A 25,448-nucleotide genomic window follows, 5' to 3' on the forward strand; every position below is an offset into this window, starting at 1 on the left:
ATCACACATAAACACATATTCTATAACTACCATTGCCACAATTATAACTCACTCCAACCCCAACATACCAACCGCCCTGATAACTACAACCTATCTGTAAGCCTAATCCCCAGTGTTTCTTCTGAAAAGGTGAAAGAGTAATAATTTCCTTGTCTCTGTACACCTCCATGAAATCAAGACACACGCGCCATCCGTTACAATCTGTCATCACAGGCTCATCTGTTAATACCGCTCAATCTTGATACCTATTTCAGTAAAGATGTGGACGATCTACTGATGAAATGACAGCCAATGAGTATCACAAGGAGTTTCTATTGATACCAGCCAACTCTGCAATCTTAGTACCCGATAACATCCGGAAAGCTCGTCAAACACCGTATTTCTCTCGCCTTCTCTTTTTCCCTCCTATATTGAAAATACATGACCTTCCATTCATCCCAAACTGCACCGGCTTCCTCATCAGTCAAAGCCTCCAGACAAAACTCCACCACTTTTACATAATCACTCAACGGGCGTTTAGCCCCTTTTTTAAAAGACTTAAAGTAGTATGACCGATATTTACTCCCTTGTATATATCCTCATTTCTCAAATTCGCACGCTTTTGCAATTTTTTAATATAAGCACCAAAAGCTACGTAACAAGCGACCTCATTTTCCATTCTTTTCACTGTTAAAATTACATTATATTATTTAATAACTTCCCCTTTCGTCCCAACATGTCAGGACGGTGTTTATTTTGCATTTGCTAAATTCACGCAGTGTTTTGAAACACATTTGTGTGTGTTTCTGCAAAAGTAAGTTTTTTAATTCATTACAACAAAAAATTATGCAAAACAATTACCGAATGTCTTATTTCATGCCCCCTATTGCTCCTATCAAAGACAAACAAGGCCGACTGATGACTCCTCCCACGCTTATCCCCTTCTGCGAAGTCACCATCGGACAAGTTTTTCAAATGATTACCGGCAACGAGAATCTCAAAGCCCTGACCGGACAAGTACGGAATGCCGCAGATATACGAACTGCCAAAGCATCATTGTTACCTTATGTGACCCCCTGCGGCATATTCACCCGCCGCAACAGCAAAGACTTCGTCTCCCCGTCTCACCTGGTGATAGTGGATGTGGACGGTCTCTGCTCCTATCAGGAAGCTGCGGAAATGCGCCGTATGCTATATGAAGATCCTCTCTTACAGCCTGTACTCACATTTATCAGTCCCAGCGGACTGGGTGTAAAGGCTTTTGTTCCTTGCCGTTATTCCTCCACCACAGATGATGCCCCCAATATCACAGAAAATATGAGTTGGGCGATGCGGTATGTAGAGACAGCGTACAATACGGTAACCACGGTCTCTTCCGAAACGAAATCCAAAGTTGATTTCTCCGGTAAAGACCTCGTGAGATCCTGTTTCCTCAGTTATGACCCGGAAGCATTATTCAGAAACAAGTAAATTATAAATTAAAAATTAAATGATGACCAACATTGAATCAATCCGCCGGCTCACCGAAGCTGTCGAAATGGCAGGAGCAGACATCGCCCCCACTTATCTTGAGTATATACAATTGTCATTCGCCATCGCAACGGATTGCGGCGAAGCCGGACGTGAGTTTTTTCATCGCCTCTGTCGAGTATCCGCCAAGTATCAGCACGTACATGCCGAACGGGTATTCTCCAACGCACTCCACACACAACGTGGAGAAATACACCTGGGCACCGCCTTCCACCTGGCGGAAACAGCGGGAGTCGTAATCAGTAATGTAGGGACAGTGGGGACAGTAGGGACAGTCCCTCAATTTCTCACACAGGCGCGCGCATATAATAAGGTGAAAAATGAGAGAACAAGTGAAGAAACGATCACAGAAGAAAAAGAAGAACTGCTATCCGGCAGCGATCCGCAACACCCGTTGCCCACTCTGCCGAAAGCAAACTGGCCGAAACTTTTGCAGCGCATCATCAAAGTTGCGAAAAGTGAGATTCAACGCGACGTCATGCTGATGGGAGCATTCACCGCACTGGGAGCCTGCATGTCGCGCCACGTGCGATGTCTCTATGGAGGCAAATTTTATTATCCCAACCTCCAATATTTCGTTGTGGCACCTTCAGCTTCCGGTAAGGGCATCCTCTCTTACCTCCGTCTGCTCGTGCAACCCATCCACGATGAAATTCGAGCGGAAGTGGCAGCGCAAATGAAGGTCTACAGGAAAGAAAAGGCCGAATACGATGCGATGGGAAAAGAGCGGTCGAAAATAGAAATCCCGCAAATGCCCCCTAACAGGATGTTCCTTATTTCAGGCAATAACACCGGCACAGGCATCCTACAAAACATTATGGACTCCGAGGGTACAGGGCTTATCTTCGAGTCGGAAGCCGACACGCTGTCCACCGCCATCGGAGCAGAACACGGCCATTGGAGCGACACGCTGCGCAAAGCGTTCGACCACGACTTCTTGTCCTACAACCGCCGCACCAACCAAGAATATCGGGAAACGAAGAAAGTCTGCCTTTCGCTCCTGATGTCAGGTACCCCGCTCCAGGTAAAAGCCTTCATCCCGACAACGGAAGACGGAGGTTCCTCCCGCCAGATGTACTACTACATGTACGGAATCAACAAATGGGTAAGCCAGTTTGTAGACGACGAGACAGACTGGGAAGAGGTATTCAACGTGTTGGGACTGGAATGGAAAAATCAACTGGACGTAATAAAGAAGAATGGCATTCACACCTTACAGCTCACAAGAGAGCAGAAAAACGAAATCGATGCTGTCTTTTCAGAGTTGTTCACTCGTTCGAGCATAGCCAACGACAGAGAAATGTATAGCTTTGTGGCGCGTATGGCCATCAATTTGTGCAGGATCATGTCGGAAGTAGCCGTATTGCACGCTCTCGAACACCCGACACCCTACAGTTTCCAACCGTCCTCTTCCTCCCCCTTCACACCCGACAAGTCTATTCCTTCGGACAACTGTCAGGACGGCATTGTCACCCGCTGGAACGTATCCATCTCAGCAGAAGACTTCCACGCCGTACTAAATCTGGCGGAACCTCTCTACTGTCACGCCATGCACATCCTGTCGTTCCTCCCCAACTCGGAAGTCAGCCACCGCCCCAATGCCGACCGGGATTTCCTTTTCCAACAACTGGGCCAGGAATTTACCCGCTCGGAGTTACTGGAAAAAGCAGCTGCCCTGGGTATCAACAAAAGCACCGCCATCACTTGGCTGAAACGTCTCACCCGACAAGGCAAGTTAATCAGTGTAGACGGGAAAGGGTCTTACGCGCGTGCGTGTGTGTGTGAGTGAATCGGAAAAAGTGTCCCCACTGTCCCCTCCTTACTTACTGTAACCGTTGGGATTGACTGCATCCGTTTTGACTGCATAAAGCATAGCTTTAGCCGGTCTAAAGCTATGCTTTAGACATCGTAAAGCAGTGCTTTATACACCGTAAAGCGATGCTTTATTTAAGGCTCTCCCCAGGCATCCACAGGAGGCTTGCCGACAAGATCATATCCGTCTGAAAGATACTCGTACATTGGAGCACCGGGACTTGAATCCGATGAAAGGGTGTCCGTGCTTCAATCCGGTGAAAGAGCATCTGTTTTAGTTAAAAAAGAAAAACAGGACCGTCTGCTTCGAAAAATAGACTATCTTTGTTCCAATCGGATACACATTGTCTCGGATAAACTAAAAAAAATAGAATGGGAAACTTTATCAATCCGTTTACGGATGTAGGATTTAAAAAAATATTCGGGCAGGAGATTACGAAAGACTTGTTGATCGATTTCTTAAACGGATTGCTTGTGAACGAGAAGTGTATCACCGACATAACCTTTCTGGACAAGGAATTGCTTCCGGAATACATGGGAGACAGAGGGGTTATCTATGACATTTATTGTACGACGGAAAACGGTGAACAACTGGTTGTCGAGATGCAGAACAAGCAGCAGACGAACTTCAAGGAGCGTGCCCTTTTTTACCTGTCCCATACCATTGCCCGTCAGGGAGAGCGGGGTATTTTCTGGAAGTTTGACTTGAAAGCGGTGTACGGCGTGTTTTTCTTGAACTTCAGCCTGCCCAACGGTTCCCACAAACTGCGTACGGATGTGGTATTGACCGACCGGGACACGCATGAGACATTCTCAGACAAGTTGCGCTTTATCTTTATCGAACTCCCTTCTTTCAACAAGGAGGAGTCGGAATGTGATACGGATTTTGAACGTTGGATTTATGTATTGAAGAACATGGAAACATTGAAAAGAATGCCTTTCAAGGCGCGGAAATCAGTCTTCGAGAAGTTGGAAAAGATTGTCGATATCGCTTCCCTGAGCAAAGAAGAACGCATGAAATACGATGAGAGCATCAAAGTGTTTCGTGACCAGCTGGTTACCATTTCGTTTGCGAAAGAGGAAGGTAGAAAAGAAGGCATGGAAGAAGGAATGAAGAAAGGGATGAAGAGAGGTATAGAGAAAGGCATGAAGAAAAAGAGCCAGGAAATAGCTCGTAATCTGAAGGAACTAGGTGTCCCTGCTGCCACTATCTCGCAAGCTTCCGGACTTTCCTTAGATGAAATTGAAAGAATCTGATAATAAGTAAGTCTTTGAGACAAAAGAGGTATGCCATAACCTGAGCACACCTCCTACTATTTTACATTCATTTATCTTTCTGTTATAATCACCTTAAACGTCTTAAAAATCAATTTTATATCATACCAGAATGATGCATTGTTCACATACTCTAAATACAACTTAATCTTTTCTTGCATGATAACATTGATATAATAATCCTCCGGATTCTCAGCCTTTTCCATCAACTCATTCTCATTACGAAACTTAATAGATGCGGGGTCAGTGATGCCCGGTTTCACGTCAAGCACATGCATTTGCTCCTCTGTCCAATAGTTCACATAATGACGTACCTCAGGGCGAGGACCTACCAGACTCATGTCACCCAGAAAGACATTGATGAGTTGCGGCAGCTCGTCAAACTTAAACTTACGGATAAAGTAGCCGGAACGAGTCACCCGTGGGTCTCGTCCGCCAATCGTCACCAGACTTCCCTTATCAGCTCCCACACGCATCGAACGGAACTTGAAGATACGGAAATCCTTGTTCTTATACCCCACACGCACCTGTCGGTAGAACACGGGACCTTTCGAATCCAACTTCACCCAAATAGCAAGAATAAAAAACAACGGACTGAGAACAAGAAGTCCACAGCCCGATGCAATCATATCAAACAGTCTTTTCATTCCCCCTTCAATATATCAACCAGATTCTCAATAACGTATTCCACATCCTCCTCTGTCATCTTCGTATTCAATGGCAAAGTTATCTCGTTCTCGAAAAACTTATACGCATTAGGATAATCCTTTATATCCAATCCTTTCGCCTTATAAGCAGTCATCATAGGCAATGGCTTATAATGAACATTCGTAGCGATTCCACGTTCTGCCATCTGTTCGATGATACGGTTACACTCTTCACGAGTTTTGCCCAGAAAACGAGCGATATACAAATGACCACTGCCTGCCCAGTCCGTTCCATAATGCCGAAGGCCCATCACGCCATGTGAAGCCAAAGCCCTATCATACATTTCAATATATCGCTTGCGTTTCTTCAACATTTCAGGGTAGCGTTCAAACTGTATCAAGCCCAAAGCCGCCATTATGTCTGTCATATTACATTTGTACCATGTACCGATGATATCATACTCCCATGCCCCAAGTTTTGTTTTTGCCAGAGCGTCCTTATTCTGACCATGAAGAGAAAAGAGCTGTGAGAGTCGATAGATAAACTCATTCCATGTCTCCCCCTCCATATAAGGAACGGGACTCCCGCAGTACACCTGCTGACACTCCACCACCTCTTTACCGAAAGGCAAGTTCCAAGTCATGGCCCCTCCCTCAGCAGTAGTGAAATTCTTTACAGCATGAAAGCTGAACGAACTGAAGTCCGCAATAGCACCAGCCATTCTTCCCTTGCGAGAAGCACCAAATGAGTGAGCGCAATCATTCGACACCACGATACGCCCCATCAACTTCTGAATATCGTTAGCTGGACGATAAAGCGCCTTTATCTCAGGACGATTAACCACCTCCAGAATCTTTTCCACATTGGCACAAATACCAGCCAAGTCCACAGGGACAATTACCTTAGTACGCTCAGTGATCGCTTCTGCCAATTTTTCATAGTCCATCTCAAAAAACTGAGTATCGTCAGAGCCTTCAGAACAAATATCCACCATCACAATGGTAGCACCCACGTGATCCACCACACTCGCACTAGCAGTATAGGTATATGCAGGCATTATCACCTCGTCTCCAGGACCAACGCCCAATATTCGCAACACCATCTCCATGGCAGCCGTAGCCGAGTTCAAGCAAACAGTCTTTTCGATGCCCACATACTCAGAAATCAAATCCTCTAACTTCTTGGTGCGAGGACCGGTTGTAATCCAACCCGAAAGAATCGCCTGCTTTACTTCTTCAGCTTCAGCCTCCGTCATATCTGGAGGCGAGAATGGAATATTCCTTCTTTTCAAATCTTTACTCATTTCTATTTATTATTTTATTCATTTTTTTTAATTTCCTGAAGTTTACTTACTGACGGATCTACAACACTCCTTGAATTCGACAAGTGATTCATAAGTACTCAAATACTTTCAAAAACGATTTGGAATTCTTCACCACTTGCCATAATTTTCATTTTAGCTCAGTAGAGCAAAGGCAGATACATAATTAAAATTTTCCTAAAAATATATTGAGTACTTACCTCTTCAGTATACACTCTTTAGTCAGAATACGAGTAATTTCAGCACAATGTCCGTTCTCCACCTCGTTCTGGTTCTTCAGATGCTCCGTCTGTCCCAGCCAGTTCATCGGCAGGGAGTCTTCTCTACCCGTAAACACAATGCCTATCAGGTCCTTTCTTTTAGTCTGCAGGTATGTCTCCACATACTCACATTCGCTGAGTACGTGCGAAAACAGTCTCTTATGCTCAACGAAACCTGTAGTAATTCTATAAAGGTTTTTATCATTCATCTCTTTATTACACTCTTGATTGCCTCAACATACTTGGCTGTTCCAACCTCACGAGTTAGGTTGTCCATCACGAACTGCCTACCGTTTCGTCCGTACTCCTTACACAACTCGCGGTCGTTATACAACTTCAAGATACTCTCCTTGAAGGCCTCCTTATCACCCGCCTTGGTAAAGATACCGCACTTATACTCTTCTATGATCTGCTTCAACTCGTTAGGGTCGAAATTCGCAAGTACAGGACGACTTGCACTCATGATGCTCCAAGTTTTTGACGGAACACTATTTGAACCAACACCTGGTTTTGATATGACTAGAGAAGCATCTCCTAAAGAAAAGACATGGCTGATGTCTGAATAAGGTTGAAATGGTAAGAGATATACATTATTAAGCTTTCGCTCTGCAACTATACGCTTAACCTCATCTAGATATGCTCCATTGCCTACCAATACAAAACTAATATCTTCATATTCCTCCTGAAAATCCCCAGCTACACTCAACAGCATATCCATGTTCTGAGTCAATCCTATATTTCCATTATAGGTAACATAGAACTTGGAACGATCTAAACCATAAGAATCAAACAGTTTATTCTTCTCACGTGAAATATCCACCACAACATTCTGATCCACCCAGTTGTACACTACTACAATCTTGTTCGCAGGTACGCCCTTTGCCAACAGATTCTTGCGGAAGTCCTCCGATATCACAATGATTTTATCTGCATACTTATAGGTGATCTTCTCTACGATTCGTCCCATCTTCCATATCAGACTACCTTTACGAGTTAATCCCGTTCCAACCAGCGAATCGGGGAAAATATCCTGTGCGTTATATACCGTTGGCTTTCTCTTGAACCATTTGATCAACGGCATCTTCAAGCCCTGAATGGGTGGAGTACTGTCAATGAACGCTACATCATAGTCCTTCCACAGGCAAAAATGTAACAAAGCAAACTCACCCAAGAAATAGCGCATGGCACGCAATAGTGGGTTCTTGCCTTCTCCGTACAAGTGGAATCTATGTACGCGTAATTTGCCGTTTTCCCAATGCTCTTCCCTTTCCCATTGTGAACCTGCTGGCACACTTCGAGTAGGTGTAGGAGTATACAGATCCACCTCTACACCATTCTCTGCACAAGCATGCACAATGTTATCCGTTATGTAAAGACTTGCAGCTGTTTCCGGCAAGTAATATGAACAGGGAAAAATTGCCTTCATTCTTCTTTATTCTGTCACAAAAATGACTTCACTTATCAGTTTCTCTGCTAACTCGATCGCCTTTTGAGGAGTTACCTCAATTACAATCACATGACCACTTCGGCAAAGACTCGATGTTACTTCCGGAATCATATCACCATCCTGCACATAAATCATCTTCTTATATACACGAGGATCATCCAAGGCTTCAATATTACTGATGCGTACCAGCTTTCCTGGCTTCGGGCAAAAATATCGAATACAAGCTCCCTTAGGTTGTTCCTTTACACTCAAATCAGGCTCAATACCAAGAGCCACATCTACAGCAGCGGCTACCATATCGATGCCGGTACTTAAATGAGTCAACTCTGTAGAGATAAAGTCACCTCCAAGGCGAGCACCAATCTCCATCAGGTATGCCTTTCCGTCCATTAACTTTGCCTCAGCATGACAAGCACAATTGTTCACACCCAAAGCTTTTACGCCTGCAACGGCAGCAGCCTTTAGAGTATCTACCTCTTCGGCTGTATGACACGAAGGCTGGTTATGCCCCAACTCCACAAAGTGAGGGGCCTCAGTGGTCTTCTTATCTGTTACGGTCAGCACATTCACGTTACCATTCCAAACGATAATCTCAATTGAGAACTCCGGTCCTTCGATGAACTGCTCAATAAGTACCGACTTGTCGCGACTTTCCTCCAGAGCAATCTCGTATGCCTTCACAAACTCAGCTTTATCCATATCGCGAGTTACCTTGGCAATACCACGGCTGCCGCTATTACGACTTGGCTTCAGGATGGCATCCGTGCCATCAAAGTCTTGCTGCAAGCGGTTCCACGCATCCTCTGCGCTCTCCGTAAGAATACTCTTAGGAGAAGGAGCATTGCCCTTCTCAAATGCCTCACGCATCAAGTGCTTATTGGTAGCTCGTATGGCCTGCTCTTTGGTGATGCCGGCAAGTCCCAACTCCTCGTTGATCCTGCCCATCACGTTCATACTCACCTCCGAGCAAGGGTGTATCACACCATCTACCTGCTCCTCGTGAGCTATCTTCAGCATCTCCTCTTCATCAGTAATGTTCGCGCATATCGCTTTATCAGCATAGTTAAAACCACGAGCATTCGAATCACCATCAGCGGCAACCACATAATAGCCCATAGCCTTAGCCTTCTTAATTACTGTAGTCTGCAAAATACCTGCAGCCAGTACCAATAGTCTTTTCTGTTGCATGTATATCTTATCCTTTTACAACTTCAATTATTATCTTTGCTATGTCTTCCATATCATCCCATGAGTATCGCTGGTCGATAGGCACACTCAACATACGGGCATCCATCATCTTCGATACGGGACAAACCTTCTGAGCTTCTTCGCAGATGGGCCACAGCAACTGAGTGTAAACTCCTCTTTTCGCCAATGCACTCTGCACCTCATCACGATTATCTACCAAGATAGGAAGTGAGAATGGAGAACCCTCAAAGCAACGCTCCACTCCCGGAACCATCTCTACCTTTCCGTTCAGCAAACTCCCTAGGTGCTTCATGTTCTCTCTGCGAGCAAAGGCAATCTCTTCCCCATTCACCATGGCGAGCATCTGTTTTGCACGTTCCGATATAGGACGAACGGCAGAAAACGCGTTGATAATACCCTCACACTCACGTATAGTATCCAAAAACTCCTGCTTCTTATCCAGATTCTTGCTCCAGGTGTAGCGCATCTTTTCGGTTTGCGCTACAAAGCGCTTGTCAGCAAAGTCCTTCTGCTCCTCTTGGATATACTGCTTAGGCATAGGATCCTTGCTCAGAATGACCGATCCATCACATACGCCAACTGACTTACGAATACTGGATACATACATATCCACCTGCTCGTTAAAAATCTGACGGATGGAGAACGTACAATGACTGAAATCCTCAATCACCTTTATCTCCTTATCAAACTCCTTCACCATTCGTACAGCGTCATCTGTACAAGCACTTCCGTAGAAGTTCATGGTCAGTACAGCCTGCGGCTTATACTCCTTTAACAGTTGATTCAGATAGTTGGTATCTACCGTCAAATCTTCGTTCAGTCGATAATATATCACTGTCCAACCTGCCTTCTCGAAAGGTGCACTCATCGACCAGCAGCAGTACGACGGGAAAAGAATCGTCTTATCCTTGGCGTCACATGCCGCAATAGCAGTCAGCAAAAGAGCCTCACGACCGGAACGCAAGAATAATACCTCACATCCCAGTTCGCTTAGATTCTCAAAATATCCATCCGGCAAAACGATTGTAGAATGTTCGCTTCCATATTCTCTCATTTTTACTCGCGTGTTACGTTTACATTCTCGCGGACCAACACCGTCTTTACCGTCTTCAGAATGATCTTCACGTCCAGCTCAAAACTGATGTTCTTTGCATAATATACATCATTATCTATCTTCTCCTGAGCATTCGCACTATTGCGGTAGTATGCCTGATTATAACCAGTAATACCAGGGCGAACATTCAAAAACGCCCTCTCCTCCTCCTTGTACTTATCCAACCAATCCAAAGGGTCAGGACGAGGACCAATAAGGCTCATATCACCCTTCAGTACATTCAGGATCTGAGGAATCTCATCCAAACTGGTCTTACGTATAAACTTACCTAATTTCGTTACACGAGGATCATCGTCCCCATTATAAGTCGAACCATCCTTTAAACGGATGTCAGGAGCATCCACCTTCATCGAACGGAATTTGTGCATAGGGAATGGCTTGCCATACTGACCAAGTCGCTTACCGGAATAAAACATCGGACCTCTATCCATGAAGAAATAAAATGGAACCAATGCGATATAAATCACGCAGAAAAAGGGTAAAAGGCATAAAGCAACTAGCAAGTCGATAACTCGCTTGAAAAAACGAACATACATAAAGATATTTATTTGTTATTCAATGAATTGTATTCATCAATAGCGTGCTCCGAAATCAAAAGCGCATGTTGTAGGTCTTATTTACACAACACGTAAGCCTGTCGCACTTGTTTTTTCCAGTTCAGGGCAATATTTTTCTTCATTTAACAATCTCAACAAAATCAGGTTTTTCACAATTACCTAAAATCCATTCATATAATTTATACGTTTGTTTTGCAACACTCTGAGAAGAATACCTGTTAATAATACATTGACGACTCCTCTTTCCTAATTCATGTCTCTCAGCATCTGTCATAGACATGCTTTCTATTAGAACTTTTAATAAACTTTCAACTGAAAGTTCTATCCACCAACCGCATTTGTCTTCTTCCAAGCAACTCCAAGGAGCATTTATAGTTGTAATAACGGGGCACTCACACATCATCGCTTCCGCCACAACGTTGCCGAAATTCTCGTTAAGAGTAGGCAAAATAAATAGGTTAGAATCTTGATATTTACGAATTTTTGCTTCTCCAGTAATAGAACCAACAAACTTTATGGATTTGCTAAGATTTAACACCTTTACTTTATCTTCCAAAGTATGAATATATTTCTTTGGATCGCTATTGCCAACAATATGCAACTCCCACTCAGAACGTAAGGACTCAGGTAACTGTGACCAAGCGTCTATAAGATATTCAATACCCTTAATAGGATTTACACGGGAAAGGAACAAAAGAATCTTCTTCTCTCCGTGATTGTGAACTACCTCCTTAGGGAAAGCATCCAACTCGATTCCATTTGGAATTATTGCAACAGGAACTTTGCTACCAAGGAGACGGATGCTTTCTTTTTCCTGCTCTGAAGTTGCGATGATACAAGCTGCATTGTCAACTATACTCTTACTATATAGATGCCAAGCCAGCATCTTTTTAAACTTCTTAAGTTTATTGTAGTTGATTCGTGCAACCTCTGTATCACCGCGAGGATTGATAACATATGGTATATAATTCTTTTGCCCAAATTTTGACACACGTAAATTTGCAGGCATCCACACACCATGAAAGTGAAGTATGTCAGGTAAATCTGTATTTGTATTAAAATACCTCTTCAGATTAGTAGCCCATGAATGTTGATACTTGTTCTCAGGATTGGGGAGATGTATAATCTTCACACCTTCAGCAATGAGACGCTCTTCAAAGGGCTTACTTGCTTCGTAAACTACAAAGCTCATCTCAGCACCCTCACGCTGGGTACCAATACATTGGATTGGTACACTATAAGTAGGGCCTCCATATTTCGGATCCAAAGATGGATATAACAAAAAATGTTGAACCTTCATAATTAAATATATGTATTTTTTACCATAATACCATGATTATAAAATTCTTTTATACTGCATTTCTTATTAGCAAGTGATATACCGGTTTTCATGCCTATGTAATAGTCCATCTTATGAGTATATTTGCCGTACAGATACATTTTCCACTTAAATATAGAAAAGAACAACCTCCAAAGAGAATTACGTCTTTTCTTGTTCTCGCAATATTCTAATGCTCTATTTCTTCCCATTAAATATTCCCTCCAAGGATCAATGTACTGGGTTTTATCATGATGATGTAATATGAAATTATCTTCAGATTGATACCATAAAATATCATAACCAGCCCAAATTGTATTTTTTGCAAATGTAGATTCTTCACAATACATAAAATAGTGTTCTGGAAATCCTCCTACTGCTAGGAATTTACTGCAATCAACCATTAAAGCAGATCCATGTGCTTCGCTTACAGTTTCAATACAGTCTGTGATCCTCTTTAGTTTTGGCAAAACTCTGATTCTTCGTAACCATTTATTATAGGAATAATCATTAGTGTGTTTAATTAAGCCTTGCCAAGTAACATCAAAGATAGTTGGTGAGACAACTGAGCAGTTGGAATCCTTATTGAAAACTGTATACAACTCTTTTAATAAAGTTATACCTTTCAACTCGGTATCACTATTGAGTAAGAAAGCATATTTAAATCCTTTAGTATAGCAATACTCTACACTCTTGTTATTACCACCCGCATAGCCCAAATTACAGCCTGTTTGAAGATACACTATTTTATTACCATATTTCTGTTTGATTTTTTCAAAGCTACCATCAGTTGACGCATTGTCAATCAGTAATATCTGAAAGTCAATACCAGTTTGCTTGAGGCAACTGTCTATACATACACATGATTTCTCAAATGTGTTGTAGTTCAAAATATTAACAGATACCTTTCTATCCATGTTCTAATATATTGCATTCGTCTTTTCTAAATATTACATACCACCATATATATGCACCATAAATCTGAGTTTGGAAAAATGGACCTAATTGAATTGTAGAAAAGGTTGACAGACATAATAATGCAACTAATGTAGCGTATCGAGGATCAAGGGTGCTCACAAACTTTCGTTGTGAAATAGATACGACATAGCCGCAGCCATAGCATGCTATAATTGCGCCTACCCATGTGAAATCTATGATAAAGGAGCCAAGGACTGTATTCCATGCACCCGAAAAACTTTCACCACAAGAAACATATAGTCTATGAAGTTCTGAAGTTGCCAATTTGTAATCTAGTCCAAGAAAATCAGGAAGCCTTCTAGAGATAATATTTAATTCATACATACCAAACAAATATGGTCCATGATATTCTTTCAAAGTAAAGTCAATGAAAGGTATCTGGTGTGAAAAATATGAGGCTATATTATAATATAGAAATTCTAAAGGGCCCCAATTAACAGCTTCAGCCATGGCTTGAGAAGAGACATCTTTATAAGTAAGAAGCACATTAATTTCATTGTCGGAAAAACGCGTAGATGAAATTTCTAGAATTGCGTAGCCAAAAAACAAAATTGTAAAAAACGAGCCAATAGTAATAAAAAATTTATGAAAACTGCCTGTTTTTTTTTCTTCTCGTGCAATAAGGAGGTTATTATAACCGTATAATGATAAAACACCAATTACTCCAAATAAAATAGCTTCTCTACCAGCATTTATCATGCAAGGTACTGAATAGAGAAATATTAACACTACTCCAATAATACTGAATTTCCCATAATTTCTTATCTTCCTTGCATTTAGATATAATCCAAATACCAATAGCAACGGTATAAATAATGCCCCCCAGCCTCCTAAAAGGGAAATGTTAGATTCGCCCTTACTTGTTGCAATTCCGTTTAAACGAATATAATCATAACTAAAGACCAATACACCCACAATGCCCCATACGATATATTTCTTTACATTAACACTTGTCTTATTGATGTCAAATACCAGCAAAGGTCTCTTTTTAGCTTTTAGAGCACCTATATATAAAGCAAATATGCAAGCGAGTATAAATGCTACAGAATATACTGATAGTCCATATTTATATTTTATACCAGATGTCAAGTATACGCCCAATATTAATATCCAGAATATTCCTAGCCAGTAGAAAGTATTAGTAAATACAGTATAATTCATTCTCCTAGATATAAGGATGATTGAAACGATTAATATTATTAGAAATAGTGTCATAGGTTAATGTCCAATTTATACGTACCGCCTATTTGGACAACTGCCAAAGGATAATCGTCAGTATATTGGGATGTAATTTTGATATTTTATATTCCTATTGTAGCAGGAAAGAGATTTGCATATTCGGTTCAACCCTTGATTACCTCCTGAAAGATTTTTTTGATATATATTATTGGTGAGATTCCCGAGAGTTTATAAGTTTCTATTATCCGTGATATTTTTCATTAAAACCAAATACATTGTGACTTAAATCATCCAAGGCGTCTTTATATAACTGTGCATTATAAGAATAGCTGTTATCCTTGCAAAAACTTGATATAAACCAATTTTTGAATTGCGCAATTCGAATATGGCAAACAAACAGGATATATTGCATTTTTGTTCCGTAGCGTTTTATCATATCTCCACTGTTGCGAATACCATAATATCCTCTCCAATTTAATATTGGAGAACCTATAGCAATTTTTGTTTTGTGGTTAATAAAAGTCTTATTAAGATTGATAATCGAAGTCTCTTTTCTAATACGTAATGAATACTCCGAATCATCATACCAAATAAAATATTCCGCTTTGGGATAACCAATTTTATCTATAAGTTTGCTTGCGAAGAATAATCCACAGAAAGATGATAAGTCATAGAAAAATTCATCTTTCATATATTCAGTTAGTGGTACTGGTTGGATCTCAAATTGTATTCCAGAGTGTAATAATTTTCTATGTGTAATATCTATACTACCTTCTGTTTTAACAGAACCAGAGAAAGCCATACATTCATTATGTTTATTTATGCCATCTATCATTGTCGAAAGGTAGTTTTCTTCTAGCATGGCATCGTCATCAATTAATAGTATCCAGTCTGTTTTCAGATTGTTGTGGACATATTGGACACCATCACAGAAACCTTTAGCACCTCCTCCATTCTTATCTTCAAAGATAATATGATATTTCTCAGTTAAAGTTCTTAGATAATCAGATGTTCCATCTGTACATTTGTTATCCACAATAACAATATGATCGAATTTAACATTCTGATGTTCAATACAAGATATGCATTCTTTTAACAATGCAAATCTATTATAAGTAACGATAACTACTGTATAATTCATTATTCTATTTTATTATTTCTTCCATTTGATTAGCAAGTCGAGATAACACAGCTGCTCGTTGTTTTATATCTTCTCTCAAACTTTGACCTTGCGAAATCGCATCTTTTGCATCTGATATCATCTCTTGGATTTCAGTATCTGAAGGAAGTACATAATATTCATGCACCTTCTTGTAATTTAATAATTCTTGAAGACTTATAGTTTTATGAGAATTAGAAGACATGAATACACATGGAGTACCTCCTTGAGATGCTAATATGGCAGGATGATATCTACCTGATATATATACATCAGCATTTGCTAAAATTTTTGCGGCGGCGAGAATCGGAGTATCTATTGCAATTACATCGGTTTTCGTACGTTCTCCAACAGTTCTTAGAAAACTATCACCTTCGCAAACTTCAATAAGAAATACTTTTTGTTGAAAAGAATTACGTATTTCTTCTACCAATTTGCTATAGATTGAAATTGCTTCTTCAATATCATTTGTTGCTTTTCCTATAGAAGATGAACCTGACACCAATATATATGGTTTTGTAAAATCATACTTAGTAAAAGAAGAATTAGATGCACCTGTCATTCCCATAACGTATTTACCATTAGGCACCTTAAATCCATCATTTATCATATCGTACCATGTGAAGAGGGCATCTGGGAATTCTTTTATATTAGCATTTGGAAACTGTTCATTTGCATATTTCAGAGAGTAATCTTCACGAACACCTAAAATTTCCGCATTTTCGAATATCGGTTTTGCGACCTTGATAAACGCATCGTTTCTTTTTGTGAACGGATCGTCAGAAAGCATTCCATTCATATAATAAACCTTCTTACCCATCTTTAAAGCCCAATACATAAGCATTAATTCATTAACACTTTCCCTCCATGCTGGCACCCTAAAGATGAATGAACCTTCCCCATTAACGATAAGAGCATCAAAATCATAATTTCTTAAATCGAATTCATTTAATTGAGGATTGGCGGGTAAACACTTGATGAAATTTGATAAAGACTCTTCTATATTATCCTCACACAGATAGTCAAAATTGCTAAATATATACTGTCTTCCGAGTCTAATTAGGCGAATAAAAAGATAAAATGCTGACTTTAGTTGAGACCACCTTTTTTTTTTACCTAACCATTTATAGACACCTGCTGGTAAATATTTATAGAAAAACAATTCGCCAGTGTCGTTATTAGTATAACGTCCTGTAATAGTACCAACAATTATATTATTTCTCTCAATGATTTGAGAGAGTGCTGTACTTGTTGCACGGCAACCAAAATTTCCTCTATTTCGATTATCGCCTACATAAACTACTTTCATACTTTTAAATTTTAATCATTAGTACCTGCTCTATCACCGGAGCCATATCATAATACTTATATTGACCAAGGCGACCACCGAAGATGACACCTTCTTCCTTCTCTGCCAACTTGCGGTATTCCTCTGCAAGGGCATTGTTACGATCATCATTTACTGGATAGTAGGGTTCCATACCCTCCTTGTACTCGGTAGAATACTCCTCCGAAACAACCGTCACCGGACAATTGTATATCTCCTGACCAAACATCTCGAAATGCTTGTGCTCTATCACGCGAGTGTAAGGCTCATTATGACTAGTGTAGTTCACAACTGCATTACCTTGGTAGTTAGGAGTATCCTCCACACGAGTTTTGAAACAGACGGTACGCCAATCGAGTTTGCCTAACTTGTAGTCGAAGTACTCATCAACTGCACCGGTATAAACCAGTTTGTCGGCATATTTTTTCCAATCGCGATATTCGCTATCGAAGAAGTCCACATTGGTGAAGGTATCAACACCTTCGAGAAGGCCATCAATCAGCTTGTTGTAGCCTCCAACAGGAATACCTTGGTATCGATCGTTAAAGTAGTTGTTATCAAAGATCATGCGGACAGGAAGGCGCTTGATGATGAAAGCTGGGAGTTCCTTACAATCACGTCCCCATTGCTTTTCAGTATATTCCTTGATGAGTTTGTAAAAAATATCCTTACCTACAAGACAAAGCGCCTGCTCCTCTAAGTTCTGAGGCTCCCGTCCGTTGATGGCAGATACAGCTTCTGCTTTCTGCTCGTCAATCTTAGCCTGAGCCTCAGCTGGAGTATGCACATCCGGCCACATCCGGTTGAAGGTGTTCATGTTGAACGGTAGATTGTAGAGTTCGCCTTTGTAGTTAGCTACCGGACAGTTGGTGTAGCGGTTGAACTCCACGATAGAGTTTACGAAGTCCCACACCTCCTTGTTGTTGGTATGGAAAATGTGTGCACCATATTTATGTACATTGATGGTTCGACTATGCTCACCATAGGTTCCTTCTACTTCAACCTCCTCGCAGTAGATATTACCGCCAAGGTGAGGACGCTTGTCTATAACAAGACATTTCTTACCCATCAGCTTTGCACGATAGGCAAATGTGGCTCCGAAAAGTCCAGAACCAACTATAAGGAAATCGTAGTGTGTCATATCTTATTTATTATTCTATAAAATGGTGATAGAAATAAAGCCCTTTCATTTTTATGTAAGCTAAATCTAAAAAAAAGTGGTATATATAAAGCCGAAAAAATGGAAATCCAAACAAAAAGTTTCATCCAAGAATCGATGTAATAAAACCTTAATACTAAGGTAAATACACTACCAACAACCATTGGGATAACAGACATCTTTGATATTTCTTTCCAAAAAATCCTTATATCCAATTGCTGTTTCTTTGAATAATATATATTCATAATTAATATCTGTCCCACAATTAGAGCTCCAGAAACTGCATAAGCACATCCAATACCCCCCCATCGCTTTGCAAAAACTATTTGAAGAAGCAAACTAATCACAGCAATGCAAATGTATAGTATAGACCGGAATTCCATTTGATTTCTTGCTTGTAGTATTGTTATACCTAAATTTTGAATTAATGGAACTGTCAATGGAACAAAATAAAGTGCAGCAATAATAAACGAATCATGATACTCAGGACCGACCCAAAGTGCTATGAATTGATCACCAAAACATAAAAAAGCAGTTAAAATATAAGCGAGTATTACGTACTGTAGACGTCCTGTTTTTATAAAAAGAACTGAAATCTCTTTGCTATTGTTATTCGAGGTAACCATTGCAGTAACTTTTGGCAAAAACAATGATGCTATAGCGTTAGAGAACTGCATGTACATATTTTGTAGCTGTATTGCAACAGCATACACTGCCACAGCGGCAGTACCAACTACAGCACCTAGTACAAACTGACCAGTTCCCCAATAAATCCGATCCATTATAACAAATAAAAATATCCAAAAAGAATACATTGCAACTTCCTTCAAAAAACTCCAATTAAATTTCTTGAAAACAGTCTTAATATAGAGTTTATACTTACAGTATGCGTAGTTCAATAAAATGGAAATAACATTAAATACCGTTTGAAGCACCACCATTGCTAAAGCCTTATAGCCTAAGTTTAATAGCAAAATCATTATTGCAGTGTTAAGAATGATTCTTATGACATTAATCACTCTAGGAAATACGAAATGCTCATATGCATTAATTATCGAACCGTAAATACTTAGAGGAAATGTGATCGCCAAATTGGCAATCATTAGAAGTATCATCTTTCTAGCTTTTACTAGTTCTTCAAATGTCATTGTATCCCCAAATAACGAATCAACATTAAAATATAATGCTAAACCAGCAACAAAGGCGATTATACCAATAATAGAATAAAGGACCAAAAACATGCCAAACATCTCGTACTGCTCCTGTAATTTGTTCTCGGCACGAAATTTTGCTGTATACCTAATTATGGCGTTCCCGAAACCAAAATCTAAAACTGTTAAATATGCTATTATAGATGCGACTAAAGAATATAGCCCATATTCATTCTGTCCCATCATACGTAACATATATGGAGTATATAATAGTCCGACTAATGTGTTTAAAATAATAACAACATAATTCAGAATGACTCCAGCCTTTAATTGATTTCTTGAATTAAGCTCTGACATTCTTTTAATACTTATGCAAATGGAGTAAACATGCAGGACTAATCTTATTATTCGGAGTACATATCCTCAGTACTTCTCGTATACTAACATTGATGAAAATATAATTATCAGACGCCCCTTGGTGATGATGTACATCTCATTTCCAACTTGTCCGTTAGCTCCTGTTATAAGAATATTCATAGTTTAATATCTTATGTCAAAATCGAAAGTTTATTGAACTCAGGATAAAGGTCCACATCAATAGAAAAAGGAGAATCGAACTCCTTTAGAAGTTTATGTTTCATATCCTTTTCACTGAGGAAAATAGCATTTTCTGTTGGGATCTGCCAATCTATGCCCAAACTATCGTCCCTAATGCTGACATCACCATCTACCTGAGGCACATAAAAATTGTCACACTTATATAAAATACAGTCGTCTCGGAGAGAGCTGCAAAACCATGGGTAAATCCCTTGGCACGAAGAACTGACGATGATCATCCTCTGAAAGTTCCACTGCAACGTGCCGTCCGTATGTAGGAATGCCTTTGCGAATATCAACTGCAACATCTAGTACCTTGCCTTTCACGCAACGAACGAGTTTGCTTTGAGTAAATGTTAGACGTTGGAAATGTAGACCTCTCATTACACCATAAGAGGCATACTCTCGTTGTCCTGTAGAAAGTTGATTTTGTGTACTTTTTCTTCAAACTCTCTCTGTGAAAATGACTTAAAGAAATAACCACGAACATCCTTGAAAACCTTTAGTTGAATGATGACATACCATCTATCGCTGTTTTAATTACACCCATAATATTCCAAATTTGCTCTCCCTCAAGCATCCTAGTACAATTGGACGCTTACGCATATTCCTGCAGGGGATAACATTTTCCGCTTTCAGCCGCTATCCCCTTCTATCAAGGCGTTTGCTGATAAAACTGAAACCGGATAACAGACATTTCATGGGAGAACTTTAATTGGAGAGCTTACCACACATCACACAATGGCCTATTTTAATGCTCAGTCTTTTCATTTTCAGTCCCTTCGGAAAATATCCCGTGTATAAACCTTGTTTTTTACATCATCAAGACAAGTGTCATAGCGATTGGCAATGATTGCACGGCTGCTTACTTTGAATTTTTCAAGATTGTTCACCACTCTACTTCCGAAGAAAAGAGTACCATCTTCAAGGGTCGGCTCGTAGATAATAACTTCTGCCCCTTTAGCCTTGATACGCTTCATGATTCCCTGAATGGCAGACTGGCGGAAATTATCCGAATTTGACTTCATCGTCAGACGGTACACACCAACAACCGGAGGTTGATTGGAGGAATCAGAATGACTGTATTCGTTATTTTCAGAATAACCGTACCACCCAGCCATACGGAGCACTGCATCGGCTATATAATCCTTGCGGGTCTTATTTGATTCTACAATAGCAGACATCATGTTTTGGGGAACATCCTGATAGTTGGCAAGAAGCTGTTTGGTATCTTTCGGCAGGCAATAACCGCCATAACCGAATGAAGGGTTGTTGTAATGCGTCCCGATACGGGGATCAAGACCTACGCCCTCAATGATGGCTTTACTGTCCAGTCCCTTTATTTCCGCATAGGTGTCAAGTTCGTTGAAATAGCTGACACGGAGAGCCAGATAGGTGTTGGCAAAAAGCTTGACCGCTTCCGCCTCCTTCATGCCCATGAAAAGCGTGTCGATGTTCTCTTTGACAGCACCTTCCTGCAGGAGGGCTGCAAATGTCCTTGCTGCTTCCTGTAACATATCGACATCCGTGACGGATCGGATCGCATTGTTTTCTTCCGCAAACTCCGGGCGGTCGATGAGCTTCGGACAGCCTACGATGATACGGCTCGGATAGAGGTTGTCATAAAGAGCCTTGCTCTCACGGAGGAACTCCGGTGAGAACAGCAGATTGAACTTCTTTACTCCTTTCTGAGCATATTTTACATAAAGGTTACGGGTATAGCCTACCGGAATCGTCGATTTGATAACCATTACGGCATCGGGATGCACCTCAAGCACAAGGTCGATAACCTCCTCCACATGGCTCGTATCGAAATAATTCCTCACAGGGTCATAGTTGGTAGGAGCGGCTATTACCACAAAGTCGGCATCAGAGTAGGCTGACTTCCCATCCAAAGTGGCTACAAGGTCAAGCGGCTTTTCTGCCAGATACTTCTCGATATAATCATCCTGAATGGGAGAAATTCTATTATTTATTTTTTTTACCTTTTCAGGGATTACATCCACAGCGGTTACATGATGATGTTGGGATAGCAGTGTCGCTATGCTCAGTCCCACATAGCCCGTTCCGGCTACCGCGACCCGAAGCTCTTTGAATTCACGCATATTATTTTGAGTTGGTTTTATTTTATTGACAGTAATCTATTTACTCCCGTCCGGCATGCTTCTCTCCATGACCGTAGCCATAACCATAACGCTTGCCATAGCCGTAATACTTACCGTATTTGCCATAACCGTAGTAATACCCGTATTTTCTGGTATTCAAATCCAGACCGTTTATGGCAATACCGGGATTAGGCAGCTTCTTGTTCTCGGAAAGTTCATTGATCAAAGTAAACTCTGCCTTGTGGGTATAATCGGCACGGCAGACGTAGACCGACAAATCTGCCACACGTGCGATCAGCAATGTATCGGTGACCATACCAACAGGGGCAGTATCCAATATGATATAATCAAAATTCCTCTTCAAGATCTCAATGGCTTTGTCCAGACCGTCACGGGCAAGCAGTTCAGTAGGATTGGGAGGGACTGTCCCACCCGGAAGGATAAACAGGTTCCTGTTTACATCAGACGGTTGGACCAGCTCCATCAGGTCCATACTCGGGTTGGTCAGGAACTGGGTGATGCCACGTTCCTTGGTGGATAGTTTGAAAACCTTATTCAACCCCGGTTTACGGATGTCAAGACCCACTATCACCACTTTTTTACCCAGCAGGGAAAGGCTGACTGCCAGATTCGACGACACGAAGGATTTGCCCTCACCACTGATGGTGGAGGTCACCAGAATCACATTCTTTCCGTTCTCAAGCATGAACTGGAGGTTCGTACGCACATTACGGAAGGTCTCGCTCATCAGGTTGTTCTGATTCTCGAATACGGCGATGGAACCGGACTTCTCATCCGCCAGCGGGATATCACCGATAACAGGAAGAGAAGTCAGCTTCTCGACATCCGAACGTCCCTCGATCTTGAAGCGGGTCAAGCCGATCAGATAGACGATACCGGCAGGAAGACCCACTCCTAACACCAAGGCGATGAGATAGATCATCAGTCCCTTGGGAGAAACCGGATCGTCATCCGCCAGCGCTTCATCAATCGTCTTGGCATTGTTCGCGGTAGCGGCCAGGGTGATGGCGTTCTCCTCACGTTTTTGAAGCAGCATCAGATAAAGGCCTGCCTTGATCTCCTGCTGGCGGGCGATGCTCACGAAACGGCGTTCCTGAGTAGGGGCGTCACTGATACGACGCGAATAGCGGTTAGCCTCACGGGCAAGGTCTTCCCGGGTGATCTGCAGTCCTTTCAAGGTGGCATCCAATGTAGCCTGAACATTGCTACGCATCGCACGGATACCCGTATCCAGATTGATGATCGTAGGGTTGCTCTCCGTAGAGGTGCGGAGCAGGCGCTTCCTCTCGACCAGCATCTCATTGTATCTGTCTATCGCTCCTGCCAATGCCGCATCCTGCAGTCCGATATTACTCGGCAGGATTTCGTATTCCGAACCTTTCATATAGCGTTGCAGATCCATCACCAGATTGATCTGGGTCTGGTTCTCCACACGCTTCTTCTCGTATTCGGCATTACCTGTCAAGGCGATCTGGGCCTCACTGCTCAGATCCGTAATCCCCGCGCTACGCTTGAAGTTCTCCAGGTCCTGTTCCGTACTGCCAAGTTCCCTGGAAATAATGCCGATACGCTCATCGATGAACTCCGCTGTTCTCTGGGCGACCTCATTCTTGTCATTATTCGCATTCACATTATACATCTCGAGCAACTTGTTGATGAAGTCCTTACCGCGGCGAACGTCTGAATCTTTTAACGATATCACCACTACAGAAGTCATCTTCGACGTGGGAGATATCGAGAGAGCAGTGGCATATCCTTTCGCTACGGAAGAAGGCCTGTGGATGAAAGCCGTAATACGACGTTCCTGTGTCACGCTGTCCGGACGGACCGATGACAGTGTATCGGTATTCGCAAAGAAAGCGACCGTACCCTCATCGGTAGGGAATACGGCAGGCAGTTTCTCAAACTGTTTCCGGTATTCCTTTTCCCCTACAGCAATCCGAACATCCATCGAACCGGCAGGCTGCAAGGTCATACTCACCTCCATCGGATGAGGAAGCTTATCCGCCTCCTGAGGAGTCAGGCTCACCACCACGGGTGAGGTGCGGTAAAGTTCCCTGACGGGAAACTCGTCTTCATCCTTGTAAGTCACGAATAAACTCAGATTGTTGACCACTTCTCTTGCCAGTGACTTGGATTTCAGCACCTCGATCTCATTGTCCACGTTGCTTGAAGAAGAAACGAAACCGTCCAGTCCCATTTTCTCCAGTTCGGAGGACATGCTGGTACCGCCGCCTTTCTTGTCATCCTTGATCAGGACCGTGGCGGATATATTATAAACGGGCGTTGCCAGGCGCAGGTATCCCCATGCACAAGCGATACACACAATCACCGAAACCACGAACCAGGGCCAATGGACCAGGCAGCGGAAAAGGATTTCCTGAATATTCATCTGCTCTTCCGGTTGCTCAAAGCGGTTCTCTCCTTTTTCCTCAATCATATCTATGTTACTATTCTATATTACTATTTGAAAATGGTTACCAATAAACTTGCCAATGACACCAGGATAGAGGTGGCGGAGAACCAAAGACTGGTACTGTTACCGATATCGGAGTTACGTGCCTTCGCCTTGTTCGGGGTCACATAAACGATGTCATTCTGCTGTAACCAGTAGTACGGAGAAAGGATGGTTTCCGCCTTGTTCAGATCCAGTGTTATGATCTCCTGTTTACCGTCAGCACCCTCACGGATCAATTTGACATTCTCACGGACTCCCCAGACGGTCATGTCACCAGCCATGGCAAGGGCTTCCAGAAGGTTCACTTTCTCATTGCTGATTGTAAACGTGCCGGGACGGGTGACCTCACCCAGTACGGAGATCTTATAGTTCACCATACGGACGGTCACGATCGGGGTCTCCTTGATATAGGGTTTCAGCTTGTCTATGATCAGTTGTTCGGCCTCTCTTTTGGTCAGTCCTCCGATTCTCAACTCACCCAGGACAGGAAAGTTGATCTTCCCTTCATTATCCACCAAATAAGGCTGCAGGACAGGTTGGGTAGTCAGCTGGGTAGTACCGGCAGCCACACCCGCAGGGCTGGCCACTGTCAGATTGAAAGGGACAGCCAATTCCGGACTGGTACATGAGACCACAATGGTAAGCAGGTCCTTGGGCATGATCTTGGCATCATACAGACTCTCCTGTTGCACGGTCTGCTGCACAGCTTCCGCATCCTGAAGATAAGGTACTTTCTTATATGACTGGCAGGAAGCGAGCAATAATATCACAACCAGGCAGGCAAATACATGGCGTCCCACACTTTGCATATTCATATACATGTAAAATGATTTATTCATAAAAA

General features: G+C 41.9%; 20 protein-coding genes and 3 pseudogenes. 4 read left to right on the forward strand and 19 right to left on the reverse strand.

Features of this window, described 5'->3' with window-relative positions; translation table 11 throughout:
• Position 1 precedes the first annotated feature (1 nt).
• Positions 2–184 (reverse strand): annotated as a pseudogene (locus AB9N12_RS16330) (DUF6808 domain-containing protein); the annotation flags it as partial.
• Positions 185–825: 641 nt separating this feature from the next.
• On the opposite strand from AB9N12_RS16330, the gene AB9N12_RS16335 reads away from it, so the two are divergent.
• The 4 genes and pseudogenes from AB9N12_RS16335 (at position 826) to AB9N12_RS16350 (ending at position 4,578) form a co-directional block, all read left to right on the forward strand.
• A complete protein-coding gene (locus AB9N12_RS16335) occupies positions 826–1,449 on the forward strand; it encodes a BT4734/BF3469 family protein (RefSeq protein ID WP_369893194.1) in 624 nt (207 codons plus the stop codon).
• 22 nt (positions 1,450–1,471) lie between these two features.
• Entirely contained in the window at positions 1,472–3,298 is a 1,827-nt protein-coding gene (locus AB9N12_RS16340; protein ID WP_369893280.1) for a DUF3987 domain-containing protein, read from the forward strand.
• Between the two features lie 214 nt (positions 3,299–3,512).
• Positions 3,513–3,599 (forward strand): annotated as a pseudogene (locus tag AB9N12_RS16345) (N-acetylmuramoyl-L-alanine amidase); the annotation flags it as partial.
• A 94-nt stretch (positions 3,600–3,693) separates the two neighbouring features.
• Positions 3,694–4,578 carry an Rpn family recombination-promoting nuclease/putative transposase gene (locus AB9N12_RS16350; RefSeq protein WP_369893195.1) on the forward strand — a complete coding sequence of 295 codons (885 nt, stop codon included), beginning with the start codon at positions 3,694–3,696 and terminating at the stop codon, positions 4,576–4,578.
• Positions 4,579–4,649: 71 nt separating this feature from the next.
• Here the strand turns inward: AB9N12_RS16350 and AB9N12_RS16355 are convergent, their stop codons facing one another.
• The 18 genes and pseudogenes from AB9N12_RS16355 to AB9N12_RS16440 form a co-directional block, all read right to left on the reverse strand.
• Positions 4,650–5,243, reverse strand: coding sequence for a sugar transferase (locus AB9N12_RS16355; protein ID WP_369893196.1), 594 nt, complete (start codon positions 5,241–5,243; stop codon positions 4,650–4,652).
• A complete protein-coding gene (locus AB9N12_RS16360; protein ID WP_369893199.1) occupies positions 5,240–6,547 on the reverse strand; it encodes a DegT/DnrJ/EryC1/StrS family aminotransferase in 1,308 nt (435 codons plus the stop codon). The genes AB9N12_RS16355 and AB9N12_RS16360 overlap by 4 nt, the downstream gene beginning before the upstream one ends.
• Positions 6,548–6,761: 214 nt before the next feature.
• Entirely contained in the window at positions 6,762–7,034 is a 273-nt protein-coding gene (locus AB9N12_RS16365; protein ID WP_369893201.1) for a hypothetical protein, read from the reverse strand.
• Positions 7,031–8,251, reverse strand: a complete 1,221-nt coding sequence (locus AB9N12_RS16370) for a glycosyltransferase family 4 protein (protein ID WP_369893202.1) — start codon at positions 8,249–8,251, stop codon at positions 7,031–7,033. Before AB9N12_RS16370 ends, AB9N12_RS16365 begins: the two co-directional genes overlap by 4 nt.
• A gap of 6 nt (positions 8,252–8,257) precedes the next feature.
• A complete protein-coding gene (locus AB9N12_RS16375; RefSeq protein WP_369893203.1) occupies positions 8,258–9,460 on the reverse strand; it encodes an ATP-grasp domain-containing protein in 1,203 nt (400 codons plus the stop codon).
• Between the two features lie 7 nt (positions 9,461–9,467).
• Complete coding sequence (locus AB9N12_RS16380) at positions 9,468–10,535, reverse strand: hypothetical protein (RefSeq protein WP_369893204.1); 1,068 nt, start codon at positions 10,533–10,535, stop codon at positions 9,468–9,470.
• A gap of 2 nt (positions 10,536–10,537) precedes the next feature.
• A complete protein-coding gene (locus AB9N12_RS16385) occupies positions 10,538–11,131 on the reverse strand; it encodes a sugar transferase (RefSeq protein WP_369893205.1) in 594 nt (197 codons plus the stop codon).
• 139 nt (positions 11,132–11,270) lie between these two features.
• The gene (locus tag AB9N12_RS16390) at positions 11,271–12,452 is read right to left on the reverse strand and encodes a glycosyltransferase (RefSeq protein WP_369893207.1); all 1,182 of its coding nucleotides are present in this window, start codon (positions 12,450–12,452) and stop codon (positions 11,271–11,273) included.
• Positions 12,453–12,454: 2 nt separating this feature from the next.
• Positions 12,455–13,387: a glycosyltransferase gene (locus AB9N12_RS16395; RefSeq protein ID WP_369893209.1), complete on the reverse strand. Its 933-nt coding sequence runs from the start codon at positions 13,385–13,387 to the stop codon at positions 12,455–12,457.
• Positions 13,380–14,609 carry a hypothetical protein gene (locus tag AB9N12_RS16400; protein ID WP_369893211.1) on the reverse strand — a complete coding sequence of 410 codons (1,230 nt, stop codon included), beginning with the start codon at positions 14,607–14,609 and terminating at the stop codon, positions 13,380–13,382. Before AB9N12_RS16400 ends, AB9N12_RS16395 begins: the two co-directional genes overlap by 8 nt.
• A 259-nt stretch (positions 14,610–14,868) precedes the next feature.
• Positions 14,869–15,768, reverse strand: coding sequence for a glycosyltransferase (locus AB9N12_RS16405; protein WP_369893212.1), 900 nt, complete (start codon positions 15,766–15,768; stop codon positions 14,869–14,871).
• Between the two features lie 4 nt (positions 15,769–15,772).
• A complete protein-coding gene (locus AB9N12_RS16410) occupies positions 15,773–17,095 on the reverse strand; it encodes a polysaccharide pyruvyl transferase family protein (protein ID WP_369893214.1) in 1,323 nt (440 codons plus the stop codon).
• Between the two features lie 4 nt (positions 17,096–17,099).
• Positions 17,100–18,254, reverse strand: a complete 1,155-nt coding sequence (gene glf / locus AB9N12_RS16415; RefSeq protein ID WP_369893216.1) for a UDP-galactopyranose mutase — start codon at positions 18,252–18,254, stop codon at positions 17,100–17,102.
• A complete protein-coding gene (locus AB9N12_RS16420) occupies positions 18,251–19,780 on the reverse strand; it encodes an oligosaccharide flippase family protein (protein ID WP_369893217.1) in 1,530 nt (509 codons plus the stop codon). The genes glf and AB9N12_RS16420 overlap by 4 nt, the downstream gene beginning before the upstream one ends.
• Before the next feature lie 191 nt (positions 19,781–19,971).
• Positions 19,972–20,570, reverse strand: a pseudogene (gene rfbC, locus AB9N12_RS16425) (dTDP-4-dehydrorhamnose 3,5-epimerase).
• Between the two features lie 223 nt (positions 20,571–20,793).
• Positions 20,794–22,125, reverse strand: a complete 1,332-nt coding sequence (locus tag AB9N12_RS16430) for a UDP binding domain-containing protein (protein WP_369893218.1) — start codon at positions 22,123–22,125, stop codon at positions 20,794–20,796.
• A gap of 40 nt (positions 22,126–22,165) precedes the next feature.
• Complete coding sequence (locus tag AB9N12_RS16435; protein ID WP_369893219.1) at positions 22,166–24,586, reverse strand: GumC family protein; 2,421 nt, start codon at positions 24,584–24,586, stop codon at positions 22,166–22,168.
• A gap of 23 nt (positions 24,587–24,609) precedes the next feature.
• Positions 24,610–25,443 (reverse strand): polysaccharide biosynthesis/export family protein, encoded by an 834-nt coding sequence (locus tag AB9N12_RS16440; protein WP_369888919.1) that lies wholly within the window; start codon positions 25,441–25,443, stop codon positions 24,610–24,612.
• Positions 25,444–25,448 lie beyond the last annotated feature (5 nt).

The sequence above is a fragment of the Bacteroides sp. AN502(2024) genome (genome assembly GCF_041227145.1).
Taxonomy (GTDB): Bacteria; Bacteroidota; Bacteroidia; order Bacteroidales; family Bacteroidaceae; genus Bacteroides.

Coding starts and splice junctions, on each gene's coding strand:
- AB9N12_RS16335 (WP_369893194.1), top strand. CDS start 826: ATGCAAAACAATTACCGAATGTCTTATTTCATGCCCCCTATTGCTCCT.
- AB9N12_RS16340 (WP_369893280.1), top strand. CDS start 1,472: ATGACCAACATTGAATCAATCCGCCGGCTCACCGAAGCTGTCGAAATG.
- AB9N12_RS16350 (WP_369893195.1), top strand. CDS start 3,694: ATGGGAAACTTTATCAATCCGTTTACGGATGTAGGATTTAAAAAAATA.
- AB9N12_RS16355 (WP_369893196.1), bottom strand. CDS start 5,243: ATGAAAAGACTGTTTGATATGATTGCATCGGGCTGTGGACTTCTTGTT.
- AB9N12_RS16360 (WP_369893199.1), bottom strand. CDS start 6,547: ATGAGTAAAGATTTGAAAAGAAGGAATATTCCATTCTCGCCTCCAGAT.
- AB9N12_RS16365 (WP_369893201.1), bottom strand. CDS start 7,034: ATGAATGATAAAAACCTTTATAGAATTACTACAGGTTTCGTTGAGCAT.
- AB9N12_RS16370 (WP_369893202.1), bottom strand. CDS start 8,251: ATGAAGGCAATTTTTCCCTGTTCATATTACTTGCCGGAAACAGCTGCA.
- AB9N12_RS16375 (WP_369893203.1), bottom strand. CDS start 9,460: ATGCAACAGAAAAGACTATTGGTACTGGCTGCAGGTATTTTGCAGACT.
- AB9N12_RS16380 (WP_369893204.1), bottom strand. CDS start 10,535: ATGAGAGAATATGGAAGCGAACATTCTACAATCGTTTTGCCGGATGGA.
- AB9N12_RS16385 (WP_369893205.1), bottom strand. CDS start 11,131: ATGTATGTTCGTTTTTTCAAGCGAGTTATCGACTTGCTAGTTGCTTTA.
- AB9N12_RS16390 (WP_369893207.1), bottom strand. CDS start 12,452: ATGAAGGTTCAACATTTTTTGTTATATCCATCTTTGGATCCGAAATAT.
- AB9N12_RS16395 (WP_369893209.1), bottom strand. CDS start 13,387: ATGGATAGAAAGGTATCTGTTAATATTTTGAACTACAACACATTTGAG.
- AB9N12_RS16400 (WP_369893211.1), bottom strand. CDS start 14,609: ATGAATTATACTGTATTTACTAATACTTTCTACTGGCTAGGAATATTC.
- AB9N12_RS16405 (WP_369893212.1), bottom strand. CDS start 15,768: ATGAATTATACAGTAGTTATCGTTACTTATAATAGATTTGCATTGTTA.
- AB9N12_RS16410 (WP_369893214.1), bottom strand. CDS start 17,095: ATGAAAGTAGTTTATGTAGGCGATAATCGAAATAGAGGAAATTTTGGT.
- glf (WP_369893216.1), bottom strand. CDS start 18,254: ATGACACACTACGATTTCCTTATAGTTGGTTCTGGACTTTTCGGAGCC.
- AB9N12_RS16420 (WP_369893217.1), bottom strand. CDS start 19,780: ATGTCAGAGCTTAATTCAAGAAATCAATTAAAGGCTGGAGTCATTCTG.
- AB9N12_RS16430 (WP_369893218.1), bottom strand. CDS start 22,125: ATGCGTGAATTCAAAGAGCTTCGGGTCGCGGTAGCCGGAACGGGCTAT.
- AB9N12_RS16435 (WP_369893219.1), bottom strand. CDS start 24,586: ATGATTGAGGAAAAAGGAGAGAACCGCTTTGAGCAACCGGAAGAGCAG.
- AB9N12_RS16440 (WP_369888919.1), bottom strand. CDS start 25,443: ATGAATAAATCATTTTACATGTATATGAATATGCAAAGTGTGGGACGC.